General features: G+C 65.1%; 22 protein-coding genes and 1 tRNA gene. 9 read left to right on the forward strand and 14 right to left on the reverse strand.

Annotation, left to right across the window (positions count from 1 at the left end; genetic code table 11):
• Positions 1–9: 9 nt before the first annotated feature.
• Positions 10–612 (reverse strand): TetR/AcrR family transcriptional regulator, encoded by a 603-nt coding sequence (locus tag ACMDW7_RS15625; RefSeq protein WP_377302797.1) that lies wholly within the window; start codon positions 610–612, stop codon positions 10–12.
• 212 nt (positions 613–824) lie between these two features.
• Between ACMDW7_RS15625 and ACMDW7_RS15630 the strand changes: the two genes are divergently transcribed.
• Entirely contained in the window at positions 825–2348 is a 1524-nt protein-coding gene (locus tag ACMDW7_RS15630; RefSeq protein WP_377302795.1) for a hypothetical protein, read from the forward strand.
• 188 nt (positions 2349–2536) lie between these two features.
• Here ACMDW7_RS15630 and mscL read toward each other — a convergent pair whose 3' ends face one another.
• Positions 2537–2983 (reverse strand): large conductance mechanosensitive channel protein MscL, encoded by a 447-nt coding sequence (mscL, locus tag ACMDW7_RS15635; RefSeq protein ID WP_377302793.1) that lies wholly within the window; start codon positions 2981–2983, stop codon positions 2537–2539.
• A 360-nt stretch (positions 2984–3343) separates the two neighbouring features.
• Between mscL and petA the strand changes: the two genes are divergently transcribed.
• The 6 genes from petA to ACMDW7_RS15665 all read left to right on the forward strand — a co-directional run bounded on the left by petA (position 3344) and on the right by ACMDW7_RS15665 (position 7753).
• Positions 3344–3991 carry a ubiquinol-cytochrome c reductase iron-sulfur subunit gene (gene petA, locus ACMDW7_RS15640; protein WP_377302791.1) on the forward strand — a complete coding sequence of 216 codons (648 nt, stop codon included), beginning with the start codon at positions 3344–3346 and terminating at the stop codon, positions 3989–3991.
• 2 nt (positions 3992–3993) lie between these two features.
• Positions 3994–5490: a cytochrome b gene (locus ACMDW7_RS15645; protein ID WP_377302789.1), complete on the forward strand. Its 1497-nt coding sequence runs from the start codon at positions 3994–3996 to the stop codon at positions 5488–5490.
• 22 nt (positions 5491–5512) lie between these two features.
• The gene (locus tag ACMDW7_RS15650) at positions 5513–6373 is read left to right on the forward strand and encodes a cytochrome c1 (protein WP_377304230.1); all 861 of its coding nucleotides are present in this window, start codon (positions 5513–5515) and stop codon (positions 6371–6373) included.
• Positions 6374–6440: 67 nt separating this feature from the next.
• On the forward strand, positions 6441–7049 hold the full coding sequence (locus ACMDW7_RS15655; RefSeq protein ID WP_054126313.1) for a glutathione S-transferase N-terminal domain-containing protein: 609 nt from the start codon (positions 6441–6443) through the stop codon (positions 7047–7049).
• 75 nt (positions 7050–7124) lie between these two features.
• Positions 7125–7670 (forward strand): ClpXP protease specificity-enhancing factor, encoded by a 546-nt coding sequence (locus ACMDW7_RS15660; RefSeq protein ID WP_377302787.1) that lies wholly within the window; start codon positions 7125–7127, stop codon positions 7668–7670.
• A 7-nt stretch (positions 7671–7677) separates the two neighbouring features.
• Positions 7678–7753, forward strand: a tRNA-Thr gene (locus tag ACMDW7_RS15665).
• Positions 7754–8113: 360 nt separating this feature from the next.
• On the opposite strand, the gene ACMDW7_RS15670 is transcribed toward ACMDW7_RS15665, so the two are convergent.
• The 7 genes from ACMDW7_RS15670 to ACMDW7_RS15700 all read right to left on the reverse strand — a co-directional run bounded on the left by ACMDW7_RS15670 (position 8114) and on the right by ACMDW7_RS15700 (position 16787).
• A complete protein-coding gene (locus ACMDW7_RS15670; RefSeq protein WP_377304228.1) occupies positions 8114–9364 on the reverse strand; it encodes a TIGR02270 family protein in 1251 nt (416 codons plus the stop codon).
• A gap of 120 nt (positions 9365–9484) precedes the next feature.
• Complete coding sequence (locus tag ACMDW7_RS15675) at positions 9485–10405, reverse strand: WD40/YVTN/BNR-like repeat-containing protein (protein WP_377302785.1); 921 nt, start codon at positions 10403–10405, stop codon at positions 9485–9487.
• A gap of 33 nt (positions 10406–10438) precedes the next feature.
• Positions 10439–11656 carry a PAAR-like domain-containing protein gene (locus tag ACMDW7_RS15680; RefSeq protein WP_377302783.1) on the reverse strand — a complete coding sequence of 406 codons (1218 nt, stop codon included), beginning with the start codon at positions 11654–11656 and terminating at the stop codon, positions 10439–10441.
• Between the two features lie 2 nt (positions 11657–11658).
• Complete coding sequence (locus tag ACMDW7_RS15685; protein WP_377302781.1) at positions 11659–12684, reverse strand: hypothetical protein; 1026 nt, start codon at positions 12682–12684, stop codon at positions 11659–11661.
• Positions 12681–13781, reverse strand: a complete 1101-nt coding sequence (locus ACMDW7_RS15690; RefSeq protein ID WP_377302779.1) for a DUF2169 domain-containing protein — start codon at positions 13779–13781, stop codon at positions 12681–12683. The genes ACMDW7_RS15685 and ACMDW7_RS15690 overlap by 4 nt, the downstream gene beginning before the upstream one ends.
• Before the next feature lie 13 nt (positions 13782–13794).
• The gene (locus ACMDW7_RS15695) at positions 13795–14418 is read right to left on the reverse strand and encodes a DUF6484 domain-containing protein (RefSeq protein WP_377302777.1); all 624 of its coding nucleotides are present in this window, start codon (positions 14416–14418) and stop codon (positions 13795–13797) included.
• A 26-nt stretch (positions 14419–14444) separates the two neighbouring features.
• Entirely contained in the window at positions 14445–16787 is a 2343-nt protein-coding gene (locus ACMDW7_RS15700; protein WP_414859576.1) for a type VI secretion system Vgr family protein, read from the reverse strand.
• 175 nt (positions 16788–16962) lie between these two features.
• On the opposite strand from ACMDW7_RS15700, the gene ACMDW7_RS15705 reads away from it, so the two are divergent.
• Both ACMDW7_RS15705 and ACMDW7_RS15710 read left to right on the forward strand, forming a co-directional pair.
• Positions 16963–17295, forward strand: coding sequence for a hypothetical protein (locus tag ACMDW7_RS15705; RefSeq protein WP_377302773.1), 333 nt, complete (start codon positions 16963–16965; stop codon positions 17293–17295).
• A gap of 234 nt (positions 17296–17529) precedes the next feature.
• Positions 17530–18243, forward strand: coding sequence for a glycine-rich domain-containing protein (locus ACMDW7_RS15710; RefSeq protein ID WP_377302771.1), 714 nt, complete (start codon positions 17530–17532; stop codon positions 18241–18243).
• A gap of 248 nt (positions 18244–18491) precedes the next feature.
• Here the strand turns inward: ACMDW7_RS15710 and grxD are convergent, their stop codons facing one another.
• The 5 genes from grxD to ACMDW7_RS15735 form a co-directional block, all read right to left on the reverse strand.
• A complete protein-coding gene (grxD, locus tag ACMDW7_RS15715) occupies positions 18492–18806 on the reverse strand; it encodes a Grx4 family monothiol glutaredoxin (protein WP_377302769.1) in 315 nt (104 codons plus the stop codon).
• Between the two features lie 336 nt (positions 18807–19142).
• Entirely contained in the window at positions 19143–20006 is an 864-nt protein-coding gene (prmC, locus tag ACMDW7_RS15720; protein ID WP_377302767.1) for a peptide chain release factor N(5)-glutamine methyltransferase, read from the reverse strand.
• A 346-nt stretch (positions 20007–20352) separates the two neighbouring features.
• Positions 20353–21429 carry a peptide chain release factor 1 gene (gene prfA, locus ACMDW7_RS15725; RefSeq protein ID WP_377302765.1) on the reverse strand — a complete coding sequence of 359 codons (1077 nt, stop codon included), beginning with the start codon at positions 21427–21429 and terminating at the stop codon, positions 20353–20355.
• 114 nt (positions 21430–21543) lie between these two features.
• A complete protein-coding gene (gene hemA, locus ACMDW7_RS15730; RefSeq protein ID WP_377302763.1) occupies positions 21544–22878 on the reverse strand; it encodes a glutamyl-tRNA reductase in 1335 nt (444 codons plus the stop codon).
• A 110-nt stretch (positions 22879–22988) separates the two neighbouring features.
• On the reverse strand, positions 22989–25505 hold the full coding sequence (locus ACMDW7_RS15735) for a CHASE2 domain-containing protein (RefSeq protein WP_377302761.1): 2517 nt from the start codon (positions 25503–25505) through the stop codon (positions 22989–22991).
• Positions 25506–25514: the final 9 nt, after the last annotated feature.

Below are 25514 nucleotides of genomic sequence, written 5' to 3' on the forward strand. Positions count from 1 at the left end.
TGATCGGGGTCAGGCGAATTCGGCTGCGCGACAGCTGCGCATCAACCGCTCGAAGCCGCGGCGGGCGCGCTCTACTGCGCCGGGCTGCTTCATGAATCGGGCGTCGTGATGCAGGGCCAAAATCAGGCCGTGCATTTCAAAGACGAGTTGTTTCGGATCGGTGTCATCGGCCAGGTGGCCCATCTCCACAGCCTGTGCGGCGGCCTTGGTCAGAGCCAGCTGCCAGGTGCGGATCATTTCGAAGAGCTCGTCGCGCACGGGGCCAGTACGCTCGTCGAACTCGACGGCGCCGCTGATGTAGATGCAGCCGGCGTCGATTTCATGCGTCACGCGCACCACCCAGTTCTCGAACAGGCGCGTCAGACGGGGCAGACCGCGCTTTTCCTCACGGATGGCCGGCATGAAGACCTCGTCCTCGAAGCGACGGTGGTACTCACGCACCACTTCGATCTGCAGGTCCTCGCGCGAGCCGAAGTGTGCAAACACGCCGCTCTTGCTCATCTGCATGCGGTCGGCCAGCAGGCCGATCGTCAGACCCTCCAGACCATCGCGGCTGGCCAGCTGCAGTGCAGCTTCCAGAATCGCGGCCTTGGTTTGTTCGCCTTTGCGCATGGTGTCTGAGGGGCTCGGTGAGCGGTGGAAGGGCGAGACGCCCAAAAAATTACGAACGGTCGTTCTATTCTATGCACGACGTTTTGCTTCACCGAAGGTAAAAAGCGCGCTTTAGGGTGAGGCTTCTATTGGTGCGCCGCAGCAGCCATGCGGTGTCACACGGGCTTCATCCTCAACAAGGCTCGGACCGAAAAGAGTCCCCGGAGACTGCCTTGGCCCACGCACCACGCACCGCCACAGCGCCCGCCACCCCTGCGATCGGTGGCATCCAATTTCCCACCGGCGCAGACGGCCAGCGCTCCAGCAGCGCCACCGGCAAAGCGATCTTCGGCGCGGCGCTGGCCGTGCTCGATGCACCCGCCGCCGCCTCGCTGCAAGCCGAACGCAACTGGCGCAAGCGCTACGCGCAGCACCTGCACCACCTCACCGCGGCCATGCTGGCGCAGCCCGAACAGACGGCCGCCGCCGCGCAAGCCGGACTGGACGCCACGCATGCCGCCTTTGTGTTCAGCCGCGACGGCGCCGAGCGCCCGCTGGCGCAGGCCATGGCGCAGCCGAGCTCGGCGCTCAAGACCAGCGAGATCCCGGGCCGCGCCGCGCCCGCGGGCTGGACGGTGCCGTACCGCGGCCAGTCACTGTCCGGCGACGCCCTTCGCCGCCAGATTGACGACTGGCTCGCGCGCGAGCTGCTCGAACCCGGCGCCGCCGCCGCACTGCACCGCGCCAGCGGCGAACCGGGCTGGTTCGACCTGCGCGACCGCAGCATCGCCCTGCTGGGCGCGGGCGCCGAGGCCGGCCCGCTGCGCTGGCTTACGGCCTGGGGCGCGCGCGTGGCCGCCATCGACCTGCCGCGTGAGGCGATCTTCACCCGCATTCGCAGTCTGGCCGAGCAGGGTGCAGGCACGGTGCTCGCGCCGCAGGCTGCCGAGGGCGCCGTACCCGGCGCAGACCTGCTGGCCGACACGCCCGAGCTGGCCGCGTGGCTCTGCGAGGTGTTTGCGCCACCGTCAGGCGAACTGGACCTGCTCGCCCTAGCCTATGCCGACGGCGAGCGTCACGCCCGTGTGGCGGTGGCGATGGACGCGCTGATCGCCGCCGTGCAGGTGCGGCACCCCAAGGCCGGCGTCGGCTTTCTGGCCACGCCGACCGACAGCTTTGCCGTGCCGCCGGAGGTGGCGGCTGCCGGGCGCGCACGCTGGGCGGCGCGCGGCGTCGGCGCCCGGCTGGCCCACGCCCTGTCTGCCGGGCAGGCCTTTGCACCGAACCTGACGGAATCGATCGACGTGGCAGGTCAGGCCTGGAGCATCACGGAGTGCAGCGTGCTGCAGCAGGGCCCCAACTACGCCCTGGCCAAGCGCCTGCAGCATTGGCGTGCCCTGGCCAGCGCGGCGGCTGGCCGGGCGGTGTCCATCAACGTGGCGCCCAGCACCAACACCTGGTCCGTGGTGAAGAACCGGCTGCTCGCGGCCGGGTTTGCGGGTGCAGACCTCTTCGGTGTGGAAGTCTTCGAGCCGGAGACCACCAACGCGCTGATGGCCGCGCTCTGGGTGCATGACCTGCGCACCCGGAGCGCGCCGAGCGCGGCAGCGGCCCGACCGGCCGTGGGTGCAGCACACCCGCTCGCACTGCTGTCGCACCAGAGCTTCCACGGCGGCCTTTGGCGGCTGCCCTACGTACCGGCGAGCGCGCTCGCCGTGGCGGCGCTGGCCGGGCTGGCACGGGGCAGAAAACATTAATCATTTTCGGCCACGAATAGCCGAAACGGTACACAACTGGCTTTCCTCTTGCAGAGTGCGGATCGCCGGCCGTTGGTGCTGCAGAAGTAGGCCGAAAAAATCCGTTTTCGGACACAGTTAAGCAAAAGAGCCGGTTTCCCGGCTCTTTGTCGTGCACTGCAACAGTGCCGCCGCGCGTCAGTGCTGCATCACTTCTTGAGCGAATCGCGGATCTCGCGCAGCAGCAGCACGTCTTCGGGCGTCGCAGGCGGCGGCGCAGAGGGATCAATGCTGAGGTTGCCCTTGGCCTTGTTGAAGGCCTTGACCATCCAGAAGATCACGAAGGCCAGGATCACGAAGTTGATCAGGATCGTGATGAAACTTCCCCAGGCGAAGATCGGCACGCCCGCCTTGCTCAAGGCGTCGTAGGTCAGCGCCACAGCCTTGCCGTCCTTGTCCACGGCCTCGCCGAGCAGGATGAACTTGTTTGTGAAGTCTGCCTTGCCGCCCATGATCAGGCTGACGATCGGCATGATGATGTCCTTCACCAGCGAATCGACGATCTTGCCGAAGGCGCCGCCAATGATGACGCCCACCGCGAGATCGACCACATTGCCCTTGAGGGCGAAATCGCGAAACTCCTTCACCATGCCCATGGCCTGTCCTCCGTTGCTGTTTGATTGACCTTCGGCGAGGCGGAACGCGAGTGGACGGCGTTGCACCTGGCGCAGCGAGCGTAGCGCCGGTGCGCCCGTTCGCCGCAGTGCGAATTGATAACGATTGCAATCACCCGGTCGACCGCCTGCGCAGCATCACACATTTTGCAGTTGCTGCGGGGCGATCGGCGCGAACCTCGCTCGCCTGAACGCGAAGCGATGGCTGGCCCTCGCCCTCCGGCAAGACAGCCGCCGCGTCGGCAAGCCGCACCTGCCGCCGGGAGCGGAAAAGGTGCTTCCATTACAATCTTCGATTGCTGGAGTGGATCACTCCGCTCATCCAAAACACAGGGAAACCCTATGAGCGACGCTGTTGATAGCGCTGCGGCCGTCCCGGCTGGCGCTGCCGAAGTCGACACCTCCAAACGCAATGCGCTGATCGCCACCGGTGTGGTGGGTGGTCTGGGCGTGTGCGGTGTAGCGGTGCCGTTTGTCTCCACCTTCGCCCCTTCGGAGCGCGCCCGCGCAGCCGGCGGCCCCGTGGAAGTGGACATCAGCGCGCTGCGCCCGGGCGAAATGCAGCTCACAGAATGGCGCGGCAACCCGGTCTGGATCCTCAAGCGCACACCGGAAATGATGCAGTCGCTCGCCAAGACGGAAGGCGAGGTGGCTGACCCCAAGAGCGAGCGCTTCTATCAGTTGCCCACGCCGGACTACGCCGCCAACCAGCATCGCTCGCGCGAAGACAAGAAGGACGTGCTGATTGCCGTGGGCATCTGCTCGCACCTGGGCTGCTCGCCCTCGCGCAAATTCGAGCCGGGTGATCCTTCCGTGCCCGCCACCAATTGGCAGGGTGGCTTCCTGTGCCCGTGCCATGGCTCCACGTTCGACCTTGCTGGCCGGGTCTACAAGAACAAGCCGGCTCCGGTGAATCTGGATGTGCCGCGTCATATGTATCTGTCCGACACGAAGATCGTGATCGGTCGCGACGAGAAGGGTGAGGCTTGATCATGGCAACCTGGAAAGAAGCGCCGGCCAACGCCAGCCTGCAGGAAAAGGCCCTGACCTGGGTCGACAACCGCTTCCCGCTCTCCAAGCTGTACAAGGAGCATCTCTCCGAGTACTACGCGCCGAAGAACTTCAATTTCTGGTACTTCTTCGGCTCGCTCGCCCTGCTGGTTCTGGTGATCCAGATCGTCTCGGGCATCTTCCTGGTGATGCACTACAAGCCGGACGCCTCGCTGAACAGCTCGGGCATCCCGGTGGCCTTCGCCAGCGTCGAATACATCATGCGCGACGTACCCTGGGGCTGGCTGGTGCGCTACATCCACTCCACCGGCGCCTCGATGTTCTTCGTCGTGGTCTACATGCACATGTTCCGCGGCCTGATCTACGGCAGCTACCGCAAGCCGCGCGAGCTGATCTGGATCTTCGGCTGCGCCATCTTCCTGTGCCTGATGGCCGAAGCCTTCATGGGCTACTTGCTGCCCTGGGGCCAGATGTCCTACTGGGGCGCACAGGTGATCGTGAACCTGTTCTCGGCCATCCCGATCATCGGCCAGGACCTGTCGATCTTCATCCGCGGCGACTTCGTGGTGTCTGACGCCACCCTGAACCGATTCTTCAGCCTGCACGTGATCGCCATCCCGCTGGTGCTGCTGGGTCTGGTGGCGGCGCACATCATCGCGCTGCACGAAGTCGGCTCGAACAACCCGGACGGCGTCGAGATCAAGAAGGACATCAATCCGGAAACCGGTCGCCCGCGCGACGGCATCCCCTTCCACCCCTATTACACGGTGCATGACATCCTGGGCGTGGCCGTGTTCCTGATCATCTTCTCGGCGATCGTGTTCTTCGCACCCGAAATGGGCGGTCTGTTCCTGGAGTGGAACAACTTCATCCCGGCCGACCCGCTGACCACGCCGGCGCACATCGCCCCGGTCTGGTATTTCACGCCCTTCTACTCGATGCTGCGCGCCACGACCTCGGCGTTCATGCCGGTGCTGTGGGTGTTCCTAGCGTTCTGCACCTGGCTGGCCTGGACCCGCTCGAACCTGCCCAAGATCGTGAAGCTCGGATTTGCCGGTCTCACCGCCCTGATGTTCTTTGCCTTCGGCGTGCCGGGGATCGTGATCAACATGCTCGGCGGCGACGCCAGCAAGATGGGCATGCTCGGCATGATCCTGCTGGGCATCGACGCCAAGTTCTGGGGCGTGGTCGTGATGGGCGCCTCCGTCATGATCTTCTTCGCCCTGCCCTGGCTGGACTGCTCGCCGGTCAAGTCGATCCGCTACCGCCCGACCTGGCAGAAGTATCTCTACGGCGCCTTCGTCGTGTGGTTCCTGATCCTCGCGGTGTGCGGCCTGCTGCCCCCGCAGGACTTCCGCAACCTGCTCTCGGCCGTCGGCACCCTCTTCTACTTCGGCTTCTTCCTGCTGATGCCCTGGTGGAGCGAGATGGGCGAATTCAAGCCCGTGCCGTCCCGCGTGACCTTCGCAGCCCACTGAGCACCGACCAGGCCCTGGGAGTCTGACAAGAATGAAAAAACTGTTGATGATCCTCGCCCTGGCAGCTGCCCCGCTGCTGGGCCACGCGGCCGGTTCCGGCTTCCCGCTGGATGCCGCACCGAATCGCTCCACCGATCTGGCTGCACTCCAGAACGGCGCCAAGCTGTTCGTGAACTACTGCCTGAACTGCCATAGCGCCAGCATGATGCGCTACAACCGTCTGCGCGACATCGGCCTGACCGAGGAGCAGATCAAGCAGAGCCTGCTGTTCACCGCAGACAAGGTCGGCGAGCCGATGAAGATCGCGATGAACCCGAAGGACGCCAAGGAATGGTTCGGCAAGACGCCGCCGGATCTGTCCCTGATCACGCGCGCCAAGTCCTCGATCGCGCCGCCCTTCAAGGGCGAGGACTACGTCTACACCTTCCTGCGCACCTACTACCGCGACGCTGCGATCCCGCACGGCTGGAACAACCTGGTCTTGACCAACGCCGCCATGCCGCACGTGTTCTGGGAGCGCCAGGGTCCCCGCGAACTGACCAAGGTCGAAATTCACCACGCCACCAACGACAAGGGCGAGCACAAGTGGGAACGTGTCACCACAACCTATGACGTGCGCGGCCAGAAGACCGTGGCCAAGGAAGAGATTCCGCCGATCGCCGGCCAATACCAGGCCTTGACCGTGAAGTGGGACGCCAAGGACCCGGCCGCGGCCGCCCAGTACGACAAGGACATGGCTGACCTCGTCGGCTTCCTGAAGTACATGTCTGACCCCAGCGCCAATCAACGCCAACGCCTCGGCGTGTGGGTGCTGCTGTTCCTGGGCATCTTCGCCGTGGTTGCCTGGTGGTTGAACAGCGTTTTCTGGCGCGATATCAAGTAATTCCGCCCCGCGATTGACAAAGGGTGAGCACTCGCTCACCCTTTCACGTTTCTAGGAAACACAAGAAATGATGATCCTGTACTCCGGCACGACCTGCCCTTTTTCCCAGCGCTGCCGTTTCGTGCTCTTTGAGAAGGGCATGGACTTCGAGATCCGCGACGTCGACCTCTTCAACAAGCCCGACGACATCAGCGTGATGAACCCGCTGGGCCAAGTGCCCATCCTGGTCGAGCGTGACCTGACGCTGTACGAGTCCAACATCATCAACGAGTACATCGACGAGCGCTTCCCGCACCCGCAGCTGATGCCCGCGGACCCCGTGCAGCGTGCTCGCGTGCGCCTGGTGCTGCTCAATCTGGAGCGCGATCTCTTCATCCACGTCCAGACCCTGGAAAACCGCCAGGAGAAGAACGAGAAGGTGCGCGAGAAGGCCCGCAACGCCCTGCGCGATAACCTCACGCTCTTCGCACCGCAGTTCACCAAGACCAAGTTCATGCTGGGCGAGGACTTCTCGATGGCCGATGTCGCCATCGCGCCGCTGCTGTGGCGCCTGACGCACTACGGCATCGAGCTGCCCAAGCAGGCTGCACCGATCATGAAGTACGCCGAGCGCATCTTCGCGCGCCCGGCCTACATCGAAGCGCTCACACCGTCCGAAAAGGTCATGCGCCGCTAAGTCGCCGCTGCGCTGCATGGAACGCGCCGGCTGCCCGCCATTCACCGCAGCCGGCCAACCGAGCTCCAGTCCACAATGGCCGAAACCAGCACCAAGCCCTACCTGATCCGTGCCATCCATGACTGGTGCACGGACAACGGCTACACGCCCTATCTGGCGGTATCGGTCAACGAGCGCACGCAGGTGCCGCGCGAGTACGTGCGCAACGGCGAGATCGTGCTCAACGCAGGCGTGATGGCCACCAACCGCCTGAACCTGGGCAACGACTTCATCGAATTCGAAGCCCGCTTCAATGGCGTGGTACGCGCCGTCATGGTCCCGGTCGAGCAGGTCACGGCCATCTACGCCCGTGAAACCGGCCACGGCATGGCCTTCGACGTGGCCAAGCCGCTGGCCGAACCGGAAACCAGCCGCATCGAGCTGGCCGATCATGCCGCGGGCGACTCCGACGAACAGACGCATCGCCACACCAGCGCCCGCTTGAGTCCGGTGCCCGCGGCTGGCTCTGCTCCCGGTCCGCAGCCTCTGCCCGCCCCGACCCCACGCGATGCCGCTACCGAAGGCGACGAACCACCGCCCAGCAGTCCCAAGGGCCGCCCGACGCTGACCCGCATAAAATAGATACCTTGCCGCTTTAGCTCAGTTGGTAGAGCGCTTGACTTGTAATCATGAGGTCGTCCGTTCGATTCGGACAAGCGGCACCAAGTCTCTAGGCCCGTTAGCGCGTAAGTGAACGCTGACGGGCTTTGCTTTTGCAGGCGGCGGCGAGCCCTTTTTGGGTATTTAGCAGGCTGCGGTCCGCGATCCCGCGACCGACGAGCGGCGCCGGTCCGCGCCGCTCAGCATGTCGCATGCTTACATGCACTGGGTCAACCGCAGGTCGATCTCCACGCGGTCTCGCTACCGCCGCGACCCTTGGCTCGTCCAGTTGGCCGAATACAAATGAACTTGAGCCGAACAAAATCCGCTTTCCGCTTGTCCGCAGGATATCTTCAACGATTTTCTCTGTTCACTAATCGTGGCCGATTTTGTGATAATCTGGCTTGAACGGGTGGTCGACCCGATCACATCTTCGCCAGCAGCGCCTGCTGCCGCCAGGCCGGCGCCGCGCAATTGAACAGCGGCCGCTCCGGCTGCAGCAGCTTCAGATAGCGCGCCGCAATGAAGCGCTGCCGCTGCTTGCCCGTCTTGAGCACATGGATGCAGTGCTCCACGGTCACCGGCCTGCCCATGAAGTAGCGCACCCCCGACTGGAAGTTGTGCTTGTTCTTGTGCCACCAGTCCGCGACCTTCACCGGATCCGGCCAAGGCAGATCCTCGTCCTCGTCCATCGCGACGCTCTCGTCGTTCGGGTCATCGTTTGGGCCAGACTGGAAATCTTCGGGTGGGTCGCGATCGAGGCCTAGCTCAGCCAAATCTGCGCCGGTAATCCAGGTAAAGGCTTCGCCGGCGGCGCGCGCAATCTTCGCGACATTCATCCAGCCGATTGCAGAGAGAACCAAGCTGACTTGGCCCACTAGCCCCGCATAGGAAATCAGCTCTGCGTGACGGGCGTCATGTTGAGAGTGTGTCGCAAACTCCCGCTCTAGCTCCGCGAATGCTTGGGCTTGAGCAAGCCCCTGGATGAACCACGCACCTTCTGCGTCCTCACGCCCGCTGGAGCCCGCGCGACGAAACAGCATTGACATTGCGCTGAGCGACACGCCCCGCTCGCCGCTCATCCACAGAGCAAGTGCAGCCTGATTGGACACCTGCGGATTCGTGCTTCGGATCAGTTCAACGCATCTCGGATTGAGTGCACTCACCCCAAGCTCACCGACGACTCTCAGGCACATCAACTGAACAGGCGGCGATGCGCCATCGTTCAAACACGACAAGAAAAGCTCATGTGCGGCTCGGCCGGTCAGTCGGCATACGAGTAGCTTGAGGACTGCGTTCCATGGAAGCGTTTGCCGAACCCCTGAAGTCAATACTGCGCCCAGGCTCTCTTCGGATGCCCAGGCGACCCCGTCACCAACGCTTTCCCACCATCCGGCAACTTCACCGCTCATCCCCGCAAGCCAATCAAGCAGGTCAAGGCGACTGCTGCGCAATGCATAGGCCGCGATGGCAGAGATTTGGCCGGTGTTGAGTCGTTCTGCGTCACGGGTAAGCACGCTGCTCGCCGCCGGAGAGGCAACCACCAGCCCATCAAGGTGCGCATCGGTGAGTTCGTCCAGCCGCGCAAGCGCGGCCAGGCTCATTCGCGGGCTCCGGACACGCCACCGTCTCGCATCGAACAACAGCGAGCAGTCTTCCCAGTGCTGCTCCAGCACCGAATTGACCGCAGCAGGGTAAGCGTTCTGGCTCAACGTACACCTTCCCGCGTCAGGCTCTGAGCAAGCTCACATCGCACCCCGCACACGAGGCGCAAGCTGGGTACCCAGCGTGCCACGCTACACAACCCGCTGCCATAGCGCTCCGTCAAATCTGAACAAGTCGCTCCCACCCATCCAGAAGACGCACGAGCCATCGGTGGCTGCGCTAAGCCCGGTGCAACTGCGCGGACGGTCGTCGGGATCGGCGAATTCGGATACAGCCACTAGCCCGCCTTCAGTGAGCTTGAAAACTTCGAACGCCGTTGAGACGAAAACGTCCTGCCCGAGCGTGCAGATGTCTAGGAAGACGCCTTTCCGGTCCGTCTCGATGATTGACCAGTCGTCGCCGCGCCCTCGGATCATTGTGCCGTCATAACCAGCGGCGTACACCAGCCCATCCGCTCCCACGCACGCAGCACGCAGCGCCGCGGACACTGGCGAGTCGACTGCTTGCCAGCGCACACCATCGGTTCTGAAGATCTCTCCGCTCCAGCCCAGGGTGTACATCTCGCCCGGCGAAGCAACGACAAGATCGTTGAAGCCGGTCGCCTTGTCGTCGTCCGCTGGCAAGTCTGGATCAATGCGAGTCCACGTCTGCGGGCCGTCCCATCTTGCAATACATCGCCCCATGCCGAGTGCAAACGCCGTCTCGTTGGCAACCGCCAGATTCCGACCAAGGAACCTCGGACTTCCCGGAATGACACTTGTGGACTCACTTGAGTCTGTCGTTTGAATCTCATAGACCTCCCCATGCGGCCCGAGCGCCACGACCACACGGTCGCCACCTCCCGGCTTGAAGGAGGCAACGGCCTGCGCTGGCCAATTGAACACTCGCGTGTAGCGGACCCACTTTTCATCCTCTTGTTCATCGAAGCCATGGAAGCTGAAAGGGAAGCCGCCTTTCGCGATCGCTTGGCTGGCGTTTGGCTGAGCCTTCACGCAGAAGAACAGATCTGCATATGCAGCGCATCCGCAAACGAACTCCAACTCAGAAGGCATATTTCACTTTCGGCTAGGTTAGGGACCAATCGCTCAACGCTTGCTACGGCCGGGCTTCACTGACTTCGCAGCGGCATCGATCGCATCTTGACCAGCAATCCGCTTGTAGGTCACGTCCGTGGTCGCAGGCGGCAGCTTCTGCTCTTCTTCGTAGTGCTTGGTCAACTGTGCTTCGACGCACTTCTGACTGCAATTGGTCTGTGCAGCTGTGGCCTTCGAGCTGACCGTAATGGCCTCAGACAATTTTGGGGAAGCCTGCGTCGCCAACGTTCCTCGATCGCCACCACGAGGCCCCTTTAACTGATGCGTTTCCGCAAAGTGATCAATCAGTGCGTGGTTATCCCCGTGCGTGCCCACATGCTGATTCGTTCCTTCGAGACAAACGCACAACGCCTTGTTGTATCGCTCCTCGCTTTCGCCAAATCCCTTGATTCCTTCGAAGAACGAAACGGGCGGAATGTGATTCGGAGTCTGCCCCGGACAGCATCCGACCTGCTTCGATGCAGGGCTCTTGGGTCGCAAAAAGCAACGCATCGCTTCAACACACTTGTTCTCAGCATCCTTGCTCGCCATTCGTGCCGCAACGGGTGTGCGCGCTCCGGACTTTTCTCCAGAACGCAGCGCATGGTGCGCCATTGCCTTGTCTGTCTTTGCAGTGGGACTCTGCCCGGATTTGCCTTGCAAGCTGCCGACAAACTGCTTCTGCTGGTCGGGGGCCACGGCCAAAGCGCCAGGACATTGATCAGAACCGTCCTTTTCGCAGTTGTCGTCAATCGCTTTCTTCTCGTCCTTGCAATCATCACCAAAGCCGGCCAGAGCTTGACTCGCGATGTGTGGCCAAGTCGCCGTGTTGGTGTTCGAGCCATGGTTATGCGTTGTGAGATCAAGATGTCTAAAGACGTTCTCGCCCTCAACTTTGACGTCCATCGACCAGGCAGCGAAATACACCTTGCCTTTGATCTTGCTTGTAATGACACCCTTCTTGGGTGCACAACCTGCCTCGTCCCCAGTGCTTTGGCTGAAGTAGGACTTGTTCTTGAGCATTACTTCTTTGCCGTTGATGCTGACCGTGCTTGACCCACTGGTGCAATCTGATGCCATACCTGTATTTGGATAGGGGATCGGAACGCCCGGCGGTGTCGCTGGAGTTTGCGGCGGAGTGAAGCAAACGTCGGGGAAGCAGCAAATCGACTTACCGCCCATCGACTTGCTCGAAATCTCCATCCCGTTTGCAAACACCGGACTGCCCATACCTACACACTCCACTGAAGGTTGATTGCGCTGCGGTTGCCGAGGTCGGACGCCATGTGGGCGATGATGTTGGGGCCCTTGGTGTAGGACTTGCGGCAGGCGGCGTTCGCCACGGCGAGAACGCTGGCGCCCGCCAGCGCGCCGACCTCGCCTGTGCATTCGGCGGGGTGCCAGATATCGAACTCTTCCTTGCGTACGCGCAGGATTCTGGACAGCGCCAGCGCAGCTTCCTTGAAGTAGTACTGCTCGCCGCTCAGGTCTGTGATGCGGTAGTCCACGTCATGCATCTGGATACCGGCTTCGGCCAGTGCGGCCTTGAAGGCCTGGGCCATGCCGTCGCCGCGCAGGGGTTCGTCTGAACTGATGTGCGCCTTTTCGATACTGAAGCCGAGCCCGGTGACGTACAGGCAGGGCGCGCCGGCGGGGCGGCCTACGACCAGCGCGCCCGCGCCTTCGCCGGGCATGAAGCCATTGGAGTTGGTAGGTGTGAGCAGGCGGCCTTCGCGTTCGTAGACGGAGAGGGTCGGCCAGGTGACCAGGCTGTCGGTCGCTGCGATCAGCACGTAGGGGATGCCTTGCTCCATCAAGCCGCGCGCCATGGATAGTGCGGCGGCCACGGCCACGCGGCCGTGGGCAACGATGGCGGAACGCTCGTGGAAGCGCACGCCTAACTCTTCTTGCACCATGCCGAAGAGCTGGTTGTCCAGACCGTCAAGCCGGCCGGGGCGGTCTTTCTCGGCTACGCAGAGCAGCAGCGGGATGCGTACCCAGTCTTTCTTCGGAATATCGTGCAGAGCCTCGTCGATGGCCATCGCGGCCATCTTGGCGAGCTTGGTCAGGCCGCGCCAGGGCTTCTCCAGCTCCACCTGGTGGGCCATGATCCATTCACCGTTGCTGTCGATGAAGCGGGTCTCGCTCGGGTTGGTGAGCTTGCAGCGGATGGCGGCGCAGGACGTCGGCGCCGTGTAGCCGACGCTGGTGACCAGGCCTGTGCGGTGGATGGCCAGTGGCGGTACTCGGGCGCTCATGCATCCGCCTCCTCGGGCTTTTCCATCGGCACCATGACGACCGGGATGGGAAAGACGACCTGCTCACGCTGCTGCCACCATTCGCGGCCCTTGCGGCCCACCAGCACCTGGGCGATCTCGAGCATGTTGCGCTTCAGCGGCCGGGTGAGCCGCCAGGTCATGGTGAAGCGCTCGGCATCCGGCTCGAAGACGATGGTGTCCAGCTGTGCGACGTGATCCTCGCGCTCGCCATTCTTCGGGAACACATGCACCGGCGCTTCGAAGTAGGGCAGCATGAAGCTGCGCCGCCCGTCCGGCGTGAGATTCAGCAGCGCCACTTCCAACGGCGCCTTCGGGATGGGCAACTGCTGGTCTGCTGGTGCAGCCTGGAAGTAGCGCTCGTCAAAGTCTGGCGGCAGGAACGGGAAGTGGTCGGCCAGCCAGGCGTCGTCATAGGTGCCGGCAAAGCCGATGCGCGGCTGCCAGTGCCGGCCGATCACACCAAAGGATGCAGGGGTGTAGTTGCCGCCCGGGCTGCTGACGTGTTCGTTCATCGCCTCGGTGTTGGGCAACGGGCGACCATCCAGCCAGCCGGTCTTGGTGGTGCGCGCATAGCCGCGGCCTGCGGGGTTTCGCAGGTAGGCGCTCTCCTTGCCCTCGGTGCTGTTGTCCACGCCGCCAAACGCATGGCCATAGTCGATCGGCATCTGCACGAAGGGCTCGATGTCGCTTACGTTCAGCGTGAGCGGCGTGACCTGCCAGTGCCGGTTGCCCACGGCATTGAAGCTCTTGACCAGGGGTCCGACCTTCATGCCTACCTGCACGCGACAGGCCGGGCGGCCGCCGGGACTGTGGGCGCTGCCGACCAGCAGCACATCGCAGGCGTGTTTGCGCGGCGCGTAGTCAATGTCCATGCGCGGCGCGGACAGGCCGGGCTCGCCGAAGAAGGTGTCCGCCATGACGAGCGGCATCTGCTCATCGGCCAGCGCCACATTCGCCTCGCCCGGCGCGGGCAGCTTGAAGGTGCCCTTGATCGCCACCACCAGCAGCTCGCGGCCGCTGGGCTCCATACCCATGGTGTAGCCCACGGTCATGCGGGTGGCGTTGATGAGCTCCATGCTGTTGGCAGCGCTAGTTGAGCTGGATGGAACCGCCCTTGATGCGGTTCACGCCGCTGGAGCGGCTGGAGACATAGGCCCCCTGGATCAGCACCTTGCCGGCCTTCGTGAGCGTGATGCTGGCCTTGCCACAACGCAGGACGAGCTGCTGCTTGGCACTCACGATCAGCCGTTCCCCGTCGGCATCGACTTCCACCTGACCCACCGGGGTGTCCAGCGCGGTGCCCTGAGCCGATGTTCCGTCCAGATCACGGAGCACGCCAGTGATGATCGGCTTGGCGACATCGCCACCCTCGAACATCACCAACACCTCACGGCCGATGTGTGCGCCATGCAGGTCCACCGTGGTCCGTGCGCGCAGAGCCTTGATCTCACCCCCCCGTGCAGGCAACACGATCAGCGGCGTTACGCCTTCGTCGGCAAAGGCCAGCAGCTGCGCGATGTGCACGCCATGCACCGGCTCGCCCAGCGCCAAGGCGGGCGCGCGGGCCGCGAGCGGCTCAGCACGGACAAGTGGTTCAAGCAGCGGCTCGAGCAGGCTGGCGCCGTCACGCGGCCTGGTGATGGCGTCCAGCGGGTCCGGCGCCTCGCGCGTGCCGGCTGCCGCATCCGCCTTGCTGACTTCTCTCGCGCCCATGGACTTCCCCTGATTGCGGATGGTGCTCAGTTGTTGAGCACCTTGGAACCCTTGATGACGACGTCGCTGCTGGCCTTGACGTTGATCTTGCCGCTGCCATCGATCGTGATGTCCTTGCCGGAGATCTTGATCGTGCCGTCCTTCTTCATCTCGATCTTGGCGCTACCCGTCTGAATGGTGATGGCATCACCGGCATTGATGGTGAGCGTCTTGGCCACGTCCAGCTTGTCGGCCTTGCCCACCGACACGGTGCGCCCTCCGCCCACCGTGACGGACTCGTCCTTGCCGACGTTCTCGGTCCGCCCACCCCCGATGCTGATCGTCTCGTCCTTCGAGACGTTCTCTATGCGCGCGCCGCCGATGGTGATCGACTCATCCTTGGCCACGCTCTCGGTTCGGCTGCCTCCGATGGAGATCGATTCGTCTTTCGAGACACTTTCGGTCCGACCGCCGCCGATGGTGATCGACTCATCCTTGGCGACCGACTCGGTACGCGCTCCACCTATGGTGATCGTTTCGTTCTTGTCCACAGCCTCGGTGCGCTGACCATGGATGCTGATCGTCTCGTCTTTGTCGACGACCTCAGTGCGCTGTCCGTGGATCGTGATCGTCTCGTCCTTGTCGACCGTTTCGGTACGCGCGCCATGCACCGTGATCGTCTCGTTGTTGTCGACAGTCTCGGTGCGGTCGTGCTTGATGTGGCTGGTTTCATCGTTGTCGATGGTCTTCTTGCGATCACGGCCGACCCAGTGCGTCTCGTCGTTCTCGACCTCGATGTCCTGATTCTTCTCGGCGTGGATCCAGAGCTGCTCGGCGCCCTTCTTGTCCTCAAAGCGGATGGCGTTGGCGTTGTCGTACACGCCATCCTGGCTGGATCGGGTGAGCACCCCAGTCTGGGTCTTGTTGCCGGGCAGCTCCCAGGGCGGCATGTTCAGATCGTTGTAGACGCGGCCGGTGATGATGGGCTGGTCCGGATCGCCCTCCAGAAAGTCCACGATGACTTCCTGGCCGATGCGCGGGATGGCCTGGAAGCCGAAGTTCTTGCCCGCCCAGGGCTGGCTTACGCGCACCCAGCAGGAGGACTTGTCGTCCTTCTTGCCGTAGCGGTCCCAGTGGAACTGCACCTTCACGCGGCCGTAGGTGTCGGTGTGGATCTCCTCGCCGCCGGGGCCGACCACCAGCGCGGTCTGCGGACCCTGCACAAAGGGCTTGGGCGTGAGGCGCTCGGGGCGATACGCCACTGCGGCGTCCAGCACGGTGAAGTCGCAGTGATAGCGGCTGCCTTCCTGCGACTGCGTGGCTTCGTAGTCGGCCTGCTCGATGCTGATGCGCGTACTGGTGACGAGGTACTCAGTGTTCTCGGCCTTGCGCGGTACGCCCTTGAGCTTGAAGGTACGCCCGCAGGCCAGGCCCCGCGCGTCGCTTGCACCTTCGCCCTGGCAGGCGCGGGCATTGAAGGCTTCCATGCGCACCTGGGCGTACTGCGAGCCTTCAGCCTCCTTGACGTACAGACCGGGGTAGTCGTAGATCTCGCCTTCGGCCTGGGCATGCTTCTGCGGGTCCGCGCGCTGCTGCTTCAAGTCCACGCTGGAGCGTGTGAAGTCGTAGTCCTGCAGCACCACCTTGCCCGGCTGCACCTGCTGCATGAGCTTCCAGGCGAGCACGGACTCGCGCTCCTTGCGCAGCACTTCGTTCTGGTTGCGGTAGCCGATCTCTTCATAGTCGGGAAAGGGCTTGTGCTTGCTGATGCTGTCGGTCAGCACCAGGGTGTGCTTACCCTGCGCGTGCTCGAAGTACCAGCCGATGCCCTCAAGCTCGAGCAGACGCAGCACGAAGTTCAGATCGGTCTCGCGGTACTGGACCGTGTACACGCGCCGGCCATAGGTGCCGGTCAGGCGCCACTCGAACTTTGCGTCCGGGTAGTCCGCAAAGACATCGCTCACGATGTCCTTGACCGTCTTGTTCTGGAAGACCTTGCAGTCGCTGGTGCGCGAGAGCAGCCAGAGCCAGGGCCGCACCTGGGCGTGGTAGACGAGATAGCGCCCGCGCCGACCGAGTTGCATCATCTGGATGATCAGGCCGTGAAAGTGGCGCTCGCCGCCACCCAGCAGATTGAGCTGGATGCCCAGGCCCTTGCCCAGCAGCTTGGTGTAGTCGATGTTGGCGTCTTCGGAGAGCATCTCCACGGCCATCATCGGCATCTGGGAGAGCGTCTCGCTGATCTGCGCGGCGCGCAGCAGCAGCTTGTCTGCCCCCAGGGGGGTGGAGACACTGGCCAGCACCGCGCCTTGAGCACTGTCTTCCGCCACGGCAACCTCGCACGCTTCGACGGATCGATTGTCCTTAGCAGCGGCCAGTTCGTCAGTCACCGAAAGCCGGTATCAGCGGCAAGGCGCGTCGCGGTGTGCGCGGAGCGCGCGGCCTGCATCCCGCAAGCGCGGGATTGGGCAGGGATGGCAGCGTCACGCAAGCGCAGTAGATTGCAGCTTCTGCTCCAAACCTGCGCTGCACCCGAACGCATTGCAGCCCCCGCACCCGCCACCCATGGTCCAACCGCCCGCACCGCTCGATGCTCCGCCGCCCGTGGTCAACCCGGCGGACGAGGAGCCGGACCCGACCGCCGGGCGCAGCGTCTTCCCGGGGGTGCGACGCATCGAGGAAGACGGGCAACTGGTCGCGTTTGCTGCAGAGATCGTCTATGCCGACGGCCGTAAGGAGCTCAAACCCTTTGCGGTGGCTGACTTCGGCAAGCGCGGCGCGATGGCCTTGGCCGTCAAGGCGCGCGTGGCCAATCAGCAGGCACTGACGATCAACCCGCGCGGCAAGCCCGGCCCCAAGCGGCGCATCGGGCCGGACTGGCCCGGCGCGGACTTCTGAGCGCGCACTGAGCGCAGTGCCGCGCGGGCAAGCCGCCGGCGCGGCGCAGATCAGCTCAGCCCACCTGCCTCGGCGCAATGCACGCCGCCGCTGCGCGCGCACCCTGAAACTGAATGTGCTTATGCCGCCGCGCGGTGGGAAGATTCACGCGGCTGTCATGTGCCGCGCTCATCCTGAACGCAACAAGAAGCTCCCCAACAACAAGCGTCCAACGAGACGAAAGGAGACAAAGCGATGGGTACATCTCTCTTGATCGGCGGTGTCATCGGCACCGTGGTGGGTTCAGCGGCCCTGCTCGGCTGGCGCCACCAGCGCGCAAAGCGCCGCGCCGAAGACGCCATCACCGACCTGCAACTGCCCGACCCCGCGCTGCGCCAATTGCGGCGCGCCCTGCCCGGCTGCTCACCAGCCGAGCTGGACGAAGTGCAGGCCGGCCTGCGCAGCTACTTCCGGTTGATCCAGCGCTCAGGCGCAGTGAAGCGCGGCTTCGTGCTCGGCATGCCTTCGCGCGCAGTGGACGAAGCCTGGCACGCGTTCATCCTCGAAACCCGCGCCTACGCCGAGTTCTGCCAGGCGGCCTTCGGCGGCATGCTGCACCACACCGGCTTTGCCAACGGATCGACCGAGGCCTTCGAGGCGCTCTACAACACCTGGGCCTGGGGCCAACACCTGCCGCTGGCGCACGCGTCCAACGGCCCGGTGATGCGCCTGTTCACGCTCGATGCACGTCTGGGCATCGACGCACCCTTCGCGCCCAATCTGCCCGGCCTGCAGCGGCGCTTTGCCGAGCGCCAAGCCGCGCGGTCGGGCGACACCACCGTCTACGGCACCGGCAGCAGCGGTGGCGGCTGCGGCATCGCCTGCGCCGAAGGGGGCGGCGATGGCAGCAGTGACGGCGGAGGGGACAGCGGCGGCGACGGCGGAGGGTGTGGTGGTGGTGGCGATTGAACGCCGATGCGCGGCGCGAGATTTTCAGCGGCTGCGCGGCCCTAGGTTTCGGTCGATTGAATCTTGAATGACCGATAACAACTTATTTTGCTTAAGACACCAACCCGTTTTCCGCATATCCAGCGCGGATCTTCGGCGATTCAGTGCCTCCGAAGAAAAAGGCCGATTCTGATCGAATCGGCCGTCCATGCGGTTCTTCAGTCGGCGGCGCCCGCGCAAACCACGGCGCGCAAGCCGCGCGGTGGTGCTCAGCTCGTCAGCAGCTTCTGCAGCTCACCGCTGGCGAACATCTCCGCCATGATGTCGCTGCCGCCCACGAACTCGCCCTTCACATACAGCTGCGGAATCGTCGGCCAGTTGCTGTATTCCTTGATGCCCTGGCGGACTTCATCGTCCTCCAGCACGTTCACCGTCACGATGCCCTGCGCGCCCGCCTGCTTGAGCAGCTGCACCGCGCGGCCGGAGAAGCCGCACTGGGGAAACTGCGCCGTGCCTTTCATGAACAGCACGACCGGGTTCTCCTTGACGGTCTTGTCGATGAAAGTCTGAACGTCGTTGCTCATGCGGATCACCTCATGCACCGCGGCCCGCCCTGGGGCCGCGCTTGGTTGACTGAAACTGTCGGGATTATAGGTGGCTGCGCATGACTTCGGCGCTGGCGCGCCTCCAGGATCTCGCGCTACGCGCTTGATGACGCCACCTGCGGCGACATGACCCCTCACTGGCGCACGCTTGAAGTCATGCCGCATCGGGCGGCTTCATCAAGCTGCGCAGCAACTCGGTCATCAAGGTGCGAAGCGCCAAGATCAACGCGAGCGCCCAAAAAGTTGAGGCGGGTGGCTCCCCCGAACCGACCCGCCTCGGCCTCCCCTGGAGGTGAACTGTTTGACTGCGCCCGGCTAGTTGCCGCTGGCCCAGCGGCCGACTGAGATGCGCTCGATGCCGGCGAGGTCGCGTTCGCTGGCGATCTTGTCGAAGCCGCGCTGGGCGAGCAGCTCGCGCACAGCGGCGGCCTGGTCATAGCCGTGCTCGATGGCGATCCAGCCGCCCGCAGCGAGATGCTGCGGCGCGCCCTGGACGATGCGCTGGATGATCTGCAGGCCGTCGGCGCTGTCGGTCAGGGCGATGCGCGGTTCGAAGCGCAGGTCGCCTTGCTGCAGGTGCTCGTCGGCCGCGGCGATGTAGGGCGGGTTGGCCACAATCACATCGAATTGATCGCTGCCCCAGGGTGCGAACAGATCGCCCACGCGCACGTCCACGTTCAGCTCCATGCGCAGGGCGTTGCCGCGCGCCACGGCGGCGGCGGCTTCGGAGACATCACTGGCGAACACCCAGGCAGCGGGCCGCTCGGCAGCGATGGCGGCGGCCACGCAGCCGCTGCCGGTACACAGGTCCAGCACGCGGCGGCCGGCGGCCGGGCGCGGCAGGCGCTTCAAGGCAAAGTCCACCAGCAGCTCGGTTTCCGGGCGCGGGATCAGCACGGCGGGCGTGACGCGGATGGTCATGCCGTAGAACTCGCGCTCGCCCACCAGATAGGCCACGGGCGTGCCGGCAGCACGCTCGCGCATCAGGCCTTCGATGGTGGCGTGCTGCTCGTGGGTGAGCGGGTCGTTGTCGTGCGCAATGAGCCACGCGCGATTGCACTTGAGGGCATGCGTGAGCAGCGCAGTGGTATCGAAGGCATCGACGCCATAGGCCCGCGCGAGGGCTCGCCATTGGCGCACGTTGGTCATGGCTCGATCGAGGGTGTCAGGCAACATCATGTTGATGTGCATTGAGCGAGACGCGTGCCAAGCCGCCAGCGCGGGTTTTTGCCTAAAAATCGACGCCGGCCTGACGCTTTCTGACGCATCCGGAGCACGCGGGTGACGAATCTGGGCGGTTCGCTGCGGCCGACAAGCGGTTGCTCTCGGAGCGCGCCGGACCGGCAGCGAGCGCCGGACGCCGCCCGCTACTCAGCAGCTCAATTCGTGAGATGCGCGAGCCAAAACTGACCGCCAAATACGCCGAGATCCACTTGCTGTATGCGGAAAGTGGCCCATGGCGATATTCAACCATTGATTGAAATTAATAATCGAAAGGACCCGTTAATCAATCTTTGTTTGAAAATCAGCTCGCCAGCGCCGCCAGCTGCTCGGCCTGATGGGCCTGCCGCAGGCCGGCCACCAGCTCATCCAACTGCCCCTCCATCACGAAGTCCAGCTTGTAGAGCGTGAGGTTGATGCGGTGGTCGGTCACGCGACCCTGCGGGAAGTTGTAGGTGCGGATGCGGTCGGAGCGGTCGCCCGAGCCGATCAGCCCCTTGCGCTCGGCCGCCTCCTTGGCCTGCGCCTCGCGCTGCCGCATGTCGCGGATGCGGGTGACGAGCACCTTCATCGCCTTGTCCTTGTTGCTGTGCTGGCTGCGGCCGTCCTGGCATTCGGCCACGATGCCGGTGGGCAGGTGCACGATGCGCACGGCGCTCTCGGTCTTGTTGACGTGCTGGCCGCCGGCGCCGCTGGCGCGGAACACATCGATGCGCAGATCTTCCGGGCGGATGTCCACGTCGCCCAGGTCGTCGGCCTCGGGCATCACGGCCACGGTGCAGGCGCTGGTGTGGATGCGGCCCTGGCTCTCGGTGGCCGGCACGCGCTGCACGCGGTGGCCGCCGCTCTCGAACTTCAGGTGGGCGTAGGCGCCAGGCCCGGCAATGCGCACGATCACTTCCTTGTAGCCGCCCAGCTCGGACGGGCTCTCGCTCATGATCTCCACCTGCCAGCGCTGCCGCTCGGCATAGCGGCTGTACATGCGCAGCAGGTCGCCGGCGAACAGCGCGCTCTCATCGCCGCCCGTACCGGCGCGGATTTCCAGCAGCAGGTCGCGATCGTCGTCGGGGTCGCGGGGCAATAAAAGGATCTGCAGCTCGGCGTCGGCCGCCTCGATCGCGGCCTCGGCGGCGGCGGCTTCGTCCGCGGCAAACTCCTTCATCTCCGGGTCGGTGGCCATCTCCTTGGCGGCTTCAAGATCGGCCTGGGCCTGCTGCCAGCGCTTGAAACACTCGACCACGGGCGTGATTTCGGCGTGGTCACGCGTCCATTCGCGGTAGCGCTTGATGTCGGCCGTGGCCTCGGGCGAAGACAGCAGGGCGTCGAGTTCCGTGATGCGGTGCTGCATCTGCAGCAGGCGGTCAAGCAGGGCGGGTTTCATGGCGTGAGATTCTGAAGGGGCGATCCGTGCGCGACCAGGCAGCGGGCGGATCGGGCGGGCAGGCGACCCATAGGGCGCAGCAGGCGGCTGCGCGCTCAGCAACGCGAAAGCGCGCTAGGAGTGGTGGCTGTCGCTGTGGTCGCCGCGCTGGTGCGCGTGCGGATCGGCGGCCGAGGACTCGGTCGCGCTGCGTTGATGCAGGTTGGCCAGCATGCGCACGGTGGCTTCATCGTGCTTGCCGCTGGAGATCAGGTGCATCGGCCCGTGCAGCAGCTTGTTGCTGATGCCGCGAGACAGTTGTTCCAGCACGGCGTCGATGTCTTCGCCACGGGCCAGAGCCTTGCGGGCGCGAGCGAGCTCGTCGCGGCGCAGGGCTTCGGTGTCGTTCTTCAGCGCGTGCAGATGCGGCAGGGCGCGGCGCGCGGCAATCCAGTCGTTGAATTCCCGCACGCGCGTGTCGATGATGGTCTCGGCCTGCTGCACGCTGGCGGCGCGGGCATCGCGCCCCTCGGCCACCACGGCGGCGAGGTCGTCCACCGTATACAGATAGACATCAGACAGTTCGGCCACTTCGGGCTCGATGTCGCGCGGGACGGCCAGGTCGACCATCATGATTGGCCGGCGCTTGCGCGCCTTGATGGCGCGCGCCACCATGCCCAGGCCGATGATCGGCAGGCTGGCCGCCGTGCAGCTGACCACGATGTCATAGTTCGGCAGTTGGTCCGGCAGATCGCGCAGGGCGATGCTGTCGGCGGCGTGGCGCTCGGCCAGTTTCTGGGCGCGATCCGCCGTGCGGTTGGCCACCGTGAGCAGGCGCGGCCGCTGAGCGGCGATGTGCGCGGCCACCAGCTCGATCATCTCGCCGGCGCCTACCAGCAGCACGCGGCTGCCGGAGATTTCGCCAAAGATGCGCTGCGCAAGCCGCACCGTCGCGGCCGCCATGCTGACCGAATGCGCGCCGATCTCGGTGGAGCTCCGCACCTCCTTGGCCACCTTGAAGGTGCGCTGGAACAATTGATGAAGCAGCAACCCCATGCTGCCGGCGTCCTGCGCGGCGCGGGCGGCGTCCTTCATCTGGCCGAGGATCTGCGGCTCGCCGAGCACCATGGAATCCAGCCCGCTGGCCACACGGAACGCATGGCGGGCGGATTCATCAGCGCGGTGGCGATAGAGATGGGTCGTCAGATCCCCTGCCCCCACGCCGCCCACCTTGGCCAGCCAGTCGGTGAGCTGGGGCACCAGCAGGCCGTGCGATGCCGTGGCGCAATACAGCTCGGTGCGGTTGCAGGTGGAGAGCACCGCCACCTCGCTGAGCACCTGGGGCTTGTCGGCGAACTGGTTCTTCAGATGCGCCAGGGTGTCCGGCAGCGTTGGTTCCGGAAAGGCCAAGCGCTCGCGCAGCGCCAGCGGCGCCGTGCGGTGATTCAGACCCACCGAGACCAATTCCATGTGTGTAATTTTAGTTTCCGCAGCTCGGGCGCCCTCTGCGCACCGGCGCGGCGGATTCCCGCACTCCCGTTTGGGGCGTTTTACCCCTCAAGGCGGCAAATAGCCACGATTCAGGACAAATCCGCCGCGTTTTCCGGCGTTTGCGCCGAATCTTCCGGGCTTGCAGCCACAAATCGCATCCAGAACCGCGCGCCCTGCCCCGGCTGCGAGTCCACGCCGGCGCGGGCGCGGTGCCGGTCCGCCACCACGCGCACGAAGGCCAGGCCCAGGCCCGTGCCGCGGCGGCGCTCGGGGCCTTCGAGCTGGCTGAAGGGCATGAACAGGCGCGCGCATTCCTCGGCGCTCATGCCCGGGCCGCTGTCGGTCACTGCCAGCGTGATCTGCTCGCGGTCGTTGGGCGGTCGCTCACGCTGCACGGTCACCTCGATCACGCCGCCCGGCGGCGTGTGCTTGATGGCATTGGACAGAAAGTTGCCGACGGCGCGCCAAAGCATGGCGCGATCGCCCTCGATCCACGCCTCGGGTTCGGTCTCCTCGAACGCGATGCGCAGCCGCGCCGCGCGCGCGGCCGACCACTGCTCGTCGATGGCCTCATGCACGACATGACTCAGATTGAGGGCCTCGAAGTGATAGCTCTCGCGCGCCTGGGCGCGGGCCAGCTGCACGAAGCCATCGGCCAGCGCCAGGGTGCTGGCAGCGTTGCGGCGCAGCCGTTCGCGCAAGTCATCGGGCAGACGTTCACCTTCGGTCTGCAGCAGTGCGAGGATCGAGGCCTGTGGCGCGCGGATGTCGTGCGAAAGAAAGCGCAGGGCCTGCTCGCGCTGGGCTTCGAGCTCGCGCGTCACGCTCAGGTCCAGCACCATGATGATGAAGACCTGCCAGCGGCCCAGGGCATCAGCCAGGGGAGCGGCCTTGACCAGCACCGACTGCTCATCAGGCAGGCGCGCACTCACACCGTCCTGCAGCCAGGGGCGATCGCCCGCGGTGTGCAACAGCCGCCACTCGAAGCCGCCGCTGCTCAGCAGGCTGACTTGCCGTTCGGTCAGCACCGGCTCCAGATGCGGGCTGACATCCGCCCAGGCGACCTGCACGAGACCCGCGGCCAGGGCGCTGGGTACCACGCTGGCCAGACCCAGCGTGGCGGCGAGTTGCTGCGCATCCCGGTTGTGCATGAGCGTGCGACCGCTGCCATCCACGACCCAGGCGGCATCCGGCAACTCGTCGATGGCCTGGGAGAGGAAGCCGCGCAGGTCACGCGCCTGCAGGCTGCGCTGCATCAGCAGGGACAGGCGCGCATCGAGGCTGTCCAGCGCGTTCGTGAGGATCTGCGTCTCGGCAGCGAGCGGCGTGGCTTCGCTGCGCAGGCGCTGGCTTTCGGTATCCACCACCGAGAGCGCCGCCTCCAGGCGCCGCCAGCTCCATAGCGGCCAGGCCATGGCGCAGGCCACCAGCAGACCCAGCGGCGGCAGCCACCAGCCGGCCCAGGTGAACGCCGCAAAGCCTGCCAGCACCACGGCCAGCGCCACGCCGGCGCTGAGCAGCAGACCGCCGCGCGGGCTCAGGCGCCGCATGCCCAACATCAGCACCACAGGCACAAGCAGATTGATCAGCAGCGAAGGCAGCCAGCCGGCCTGCGTGATCGGCGCGTTGCGCCGTGCTCCGGCGGCCTCGGCCTGCACATTGGCGGCAATCTGCGCCAGCACATGCACGCCCGGGGTAAGGCCGTCCTCGCGCGCGCCGGCCTGCCCCGGCGTGGGGTAGGCATCGGACAGGCCGGCGCCGGTCAGGCCCACCACCACCGGGCGACCGCGCAGGCGCGCCAGATCCACCCGGCCAGCCAGCACTTCGTGGGCCGAGATCACCTCCCAGCCGGGAGCCTGCGCAAAGAAGCGCACGCGCCGCATCTCGCCGCGCCACCACAGACCTTCGCCGGCCGTGTCGGGCAGCGGCGGCACGGCGCCCGCGAGCACCGCGCCCAGATAGGGCTGCGGCGGATCGCCGACGAAGCCTTCCAGCAGATACACGCGGCGCACCACGCCGTCCTCATCCAGCGCAACCTGGATGTGCCCGGTGCTCACACCGGGAACGCGCAAGGCGAGGATGGGCCGCTGCCACTTGGTGCGTTCGCTGCCCACCTGCTCGCGCACCATCGGCAGGATGACGGGCGTCTCGCGGCGCCTCGCGCGCTCGAAGGCCTCGGCCAGACGCAGATCGCCGGCGCCGCCATCGGTGGTCTCGGCCTCGCTGTAGATGATGTCGAGCGCGAGCCGCGCGGGCTGAGCGTCCAGGAGGCTCTGCACGAGCTGCGCCTGGGCGGCACGCGGCCAGGGCCAGCGGCCGTGCAGTTCAAGACTGCGCGCATCGATCTCCACGATCACACCGCCGTGCTGCGGTGCCGCGCCCAGCGCTGCCTGCAGTCGCATGTAGCTGTCGTAGATCGGCCAGGACCAGCGCAGCGCGCCGCGCTCGCCATCGGCAGCGGGCTGCGCCGCCAGACCGGCTCGATCGGCCAGCAGCTGGAACGCCCCGCCGAGCCAGAGTGCGACCAGGCACATGAGCGCCACGCTGCCCAGCCACTCCAGGCGCGTGCGACGGATCAACGCCGCCGGGGTGAGGCTCTCGCGCACGGGCCGCTC

Origin of the sequence: Piscinibacterium candidicorallinum (assembly GCF_047549485.1) — a bacterium.
Classification (GTDB): domain Bacteria; phylum Pseudomonadota; class Gammaproteobacteria; order Burkholderiales; family Burkholderiaceae_C; genus Piscinibacterium; species Piscinibacterium candidicorallinum.

Bases quoted from the DNA above. Each gene is read 5' to 3' on its own strand.
- ACMDW7_RS15625 (WP_377302797.1), bottom strand. From the start codon at position 612: ATGCGCAAAGGCGAACAAACCAAGGCCGCGATTCTGGAAGCTGCACTG.
- mscL (WP_377302793.1), bottom strand. From the start codon at position 2,983: ATGGGCATGGTGAAGGAGTTTCGCGATTTCGCCCTCAAGGGCAATGTG.
- petA (WP_377302791.1), top strand. From the start codon at position 3,344: ATGAGCGACGCTGTTGATAGCGCTGCGGCCGTCCCGGCTGGCGCTGCC.
- ACMDW7_RS15645 (WP_377302789.1), top strand. From the start codon at position 3,994: ATGGCAACCTGGAAAGAAGCGCCGGCCAACGCCAGCCTGCAGGAAAAG.
- ACMDW7_RS15655 (WP_054126313.1), top strand. From the start codon at position 6,441: ATGATGATCCTGTACTCCGGCACGACCTGCCCTTTTTCCCAGCGCTGC.
- ACMDW7_RS15660 (WP_377302787.1), top strand. From the start codon at position 7,125: ATGGCCGAAACCAGCACCAAGCCCTACCTGATCCGTGCCATCCATGAC.
- ACMDW7_RS15675 (WP_377302785.1), bottom strand. From the start codon at position 10,405: ATGCCTTCTGAGTTGGAGTTCGTTTGCGGATGCGCTGCATATGCAGAT.
- ACMDW7_RS15680 (WP_377302783.1), bottom strand. From the start codon at position 11,656: ATGGGCAGTCCGGTGTTTGCAAACGGGATGGAGATTTCGAGCAAGTCG.
- ACMDW7_RS15685 (WP_377302781.1), bottom strand. From the start codon at position 12,684: ATGAGCGCCCGAGTACCGCCACTGGCCATCCACCGCACAGGCCTGGTC.
- ACMDW7_RS15690 (WP_377302779.1), bottom strand. From the start codon at position 13,781: ATGGAGCTCATCAACGCCACCCGCATGACCGTGGGCTACACCATGGGT.
- ACMDW7_RS15695 (WP_377302777.1), bottom strand. From the start codon at position 14,418: ATGGGCGCGAGAGAAGTCAGCAAGGCGGATGCGGCAGCCGGCACGCGC.
- ACMDW7_RS15705 (WP_377302773.1), top strand. From the start codon at position 16,963: ATGGTCCAACCGCCCGCACCGCTCGATGCTCCGCCGCCCGTGGTCAAC.
- ACMDW7_RS15710 (WP_377302771.1), top strand. From the start codon at position 17,530: ATGGGTACATCTCTCTTGATCGGCGGTGTCATCGGCACCGTGGTGGGT.
- grxD (WP_377302769.1), bottom strand. From the start codon at position 18,806: ATGAGCAACGACGTTCAGACTTTCATCGACAAGACCGTCAAGGAGAAC.
- prmC (WP_377302767.1), bottom strand. From the start codon at position 20,006: ATGATGTTGCCTGACACCCTCGATCGAGCCATGACCAACGTGCGCCAA.
- prfA (WP_377302765.1), bottom strand. From the start codon at position 21,429: ATGAAACCCGCCCTGCTTGACCGCCTGCTGCAGATGCAGCACCGCATC.
- hemA (WP_377302763.1), bottom strand. From the start codon at position 22,878: ATGGAATTGGTCTCGGTGGGTCTGAATCACCGCACGGCGCCGCTGGCG.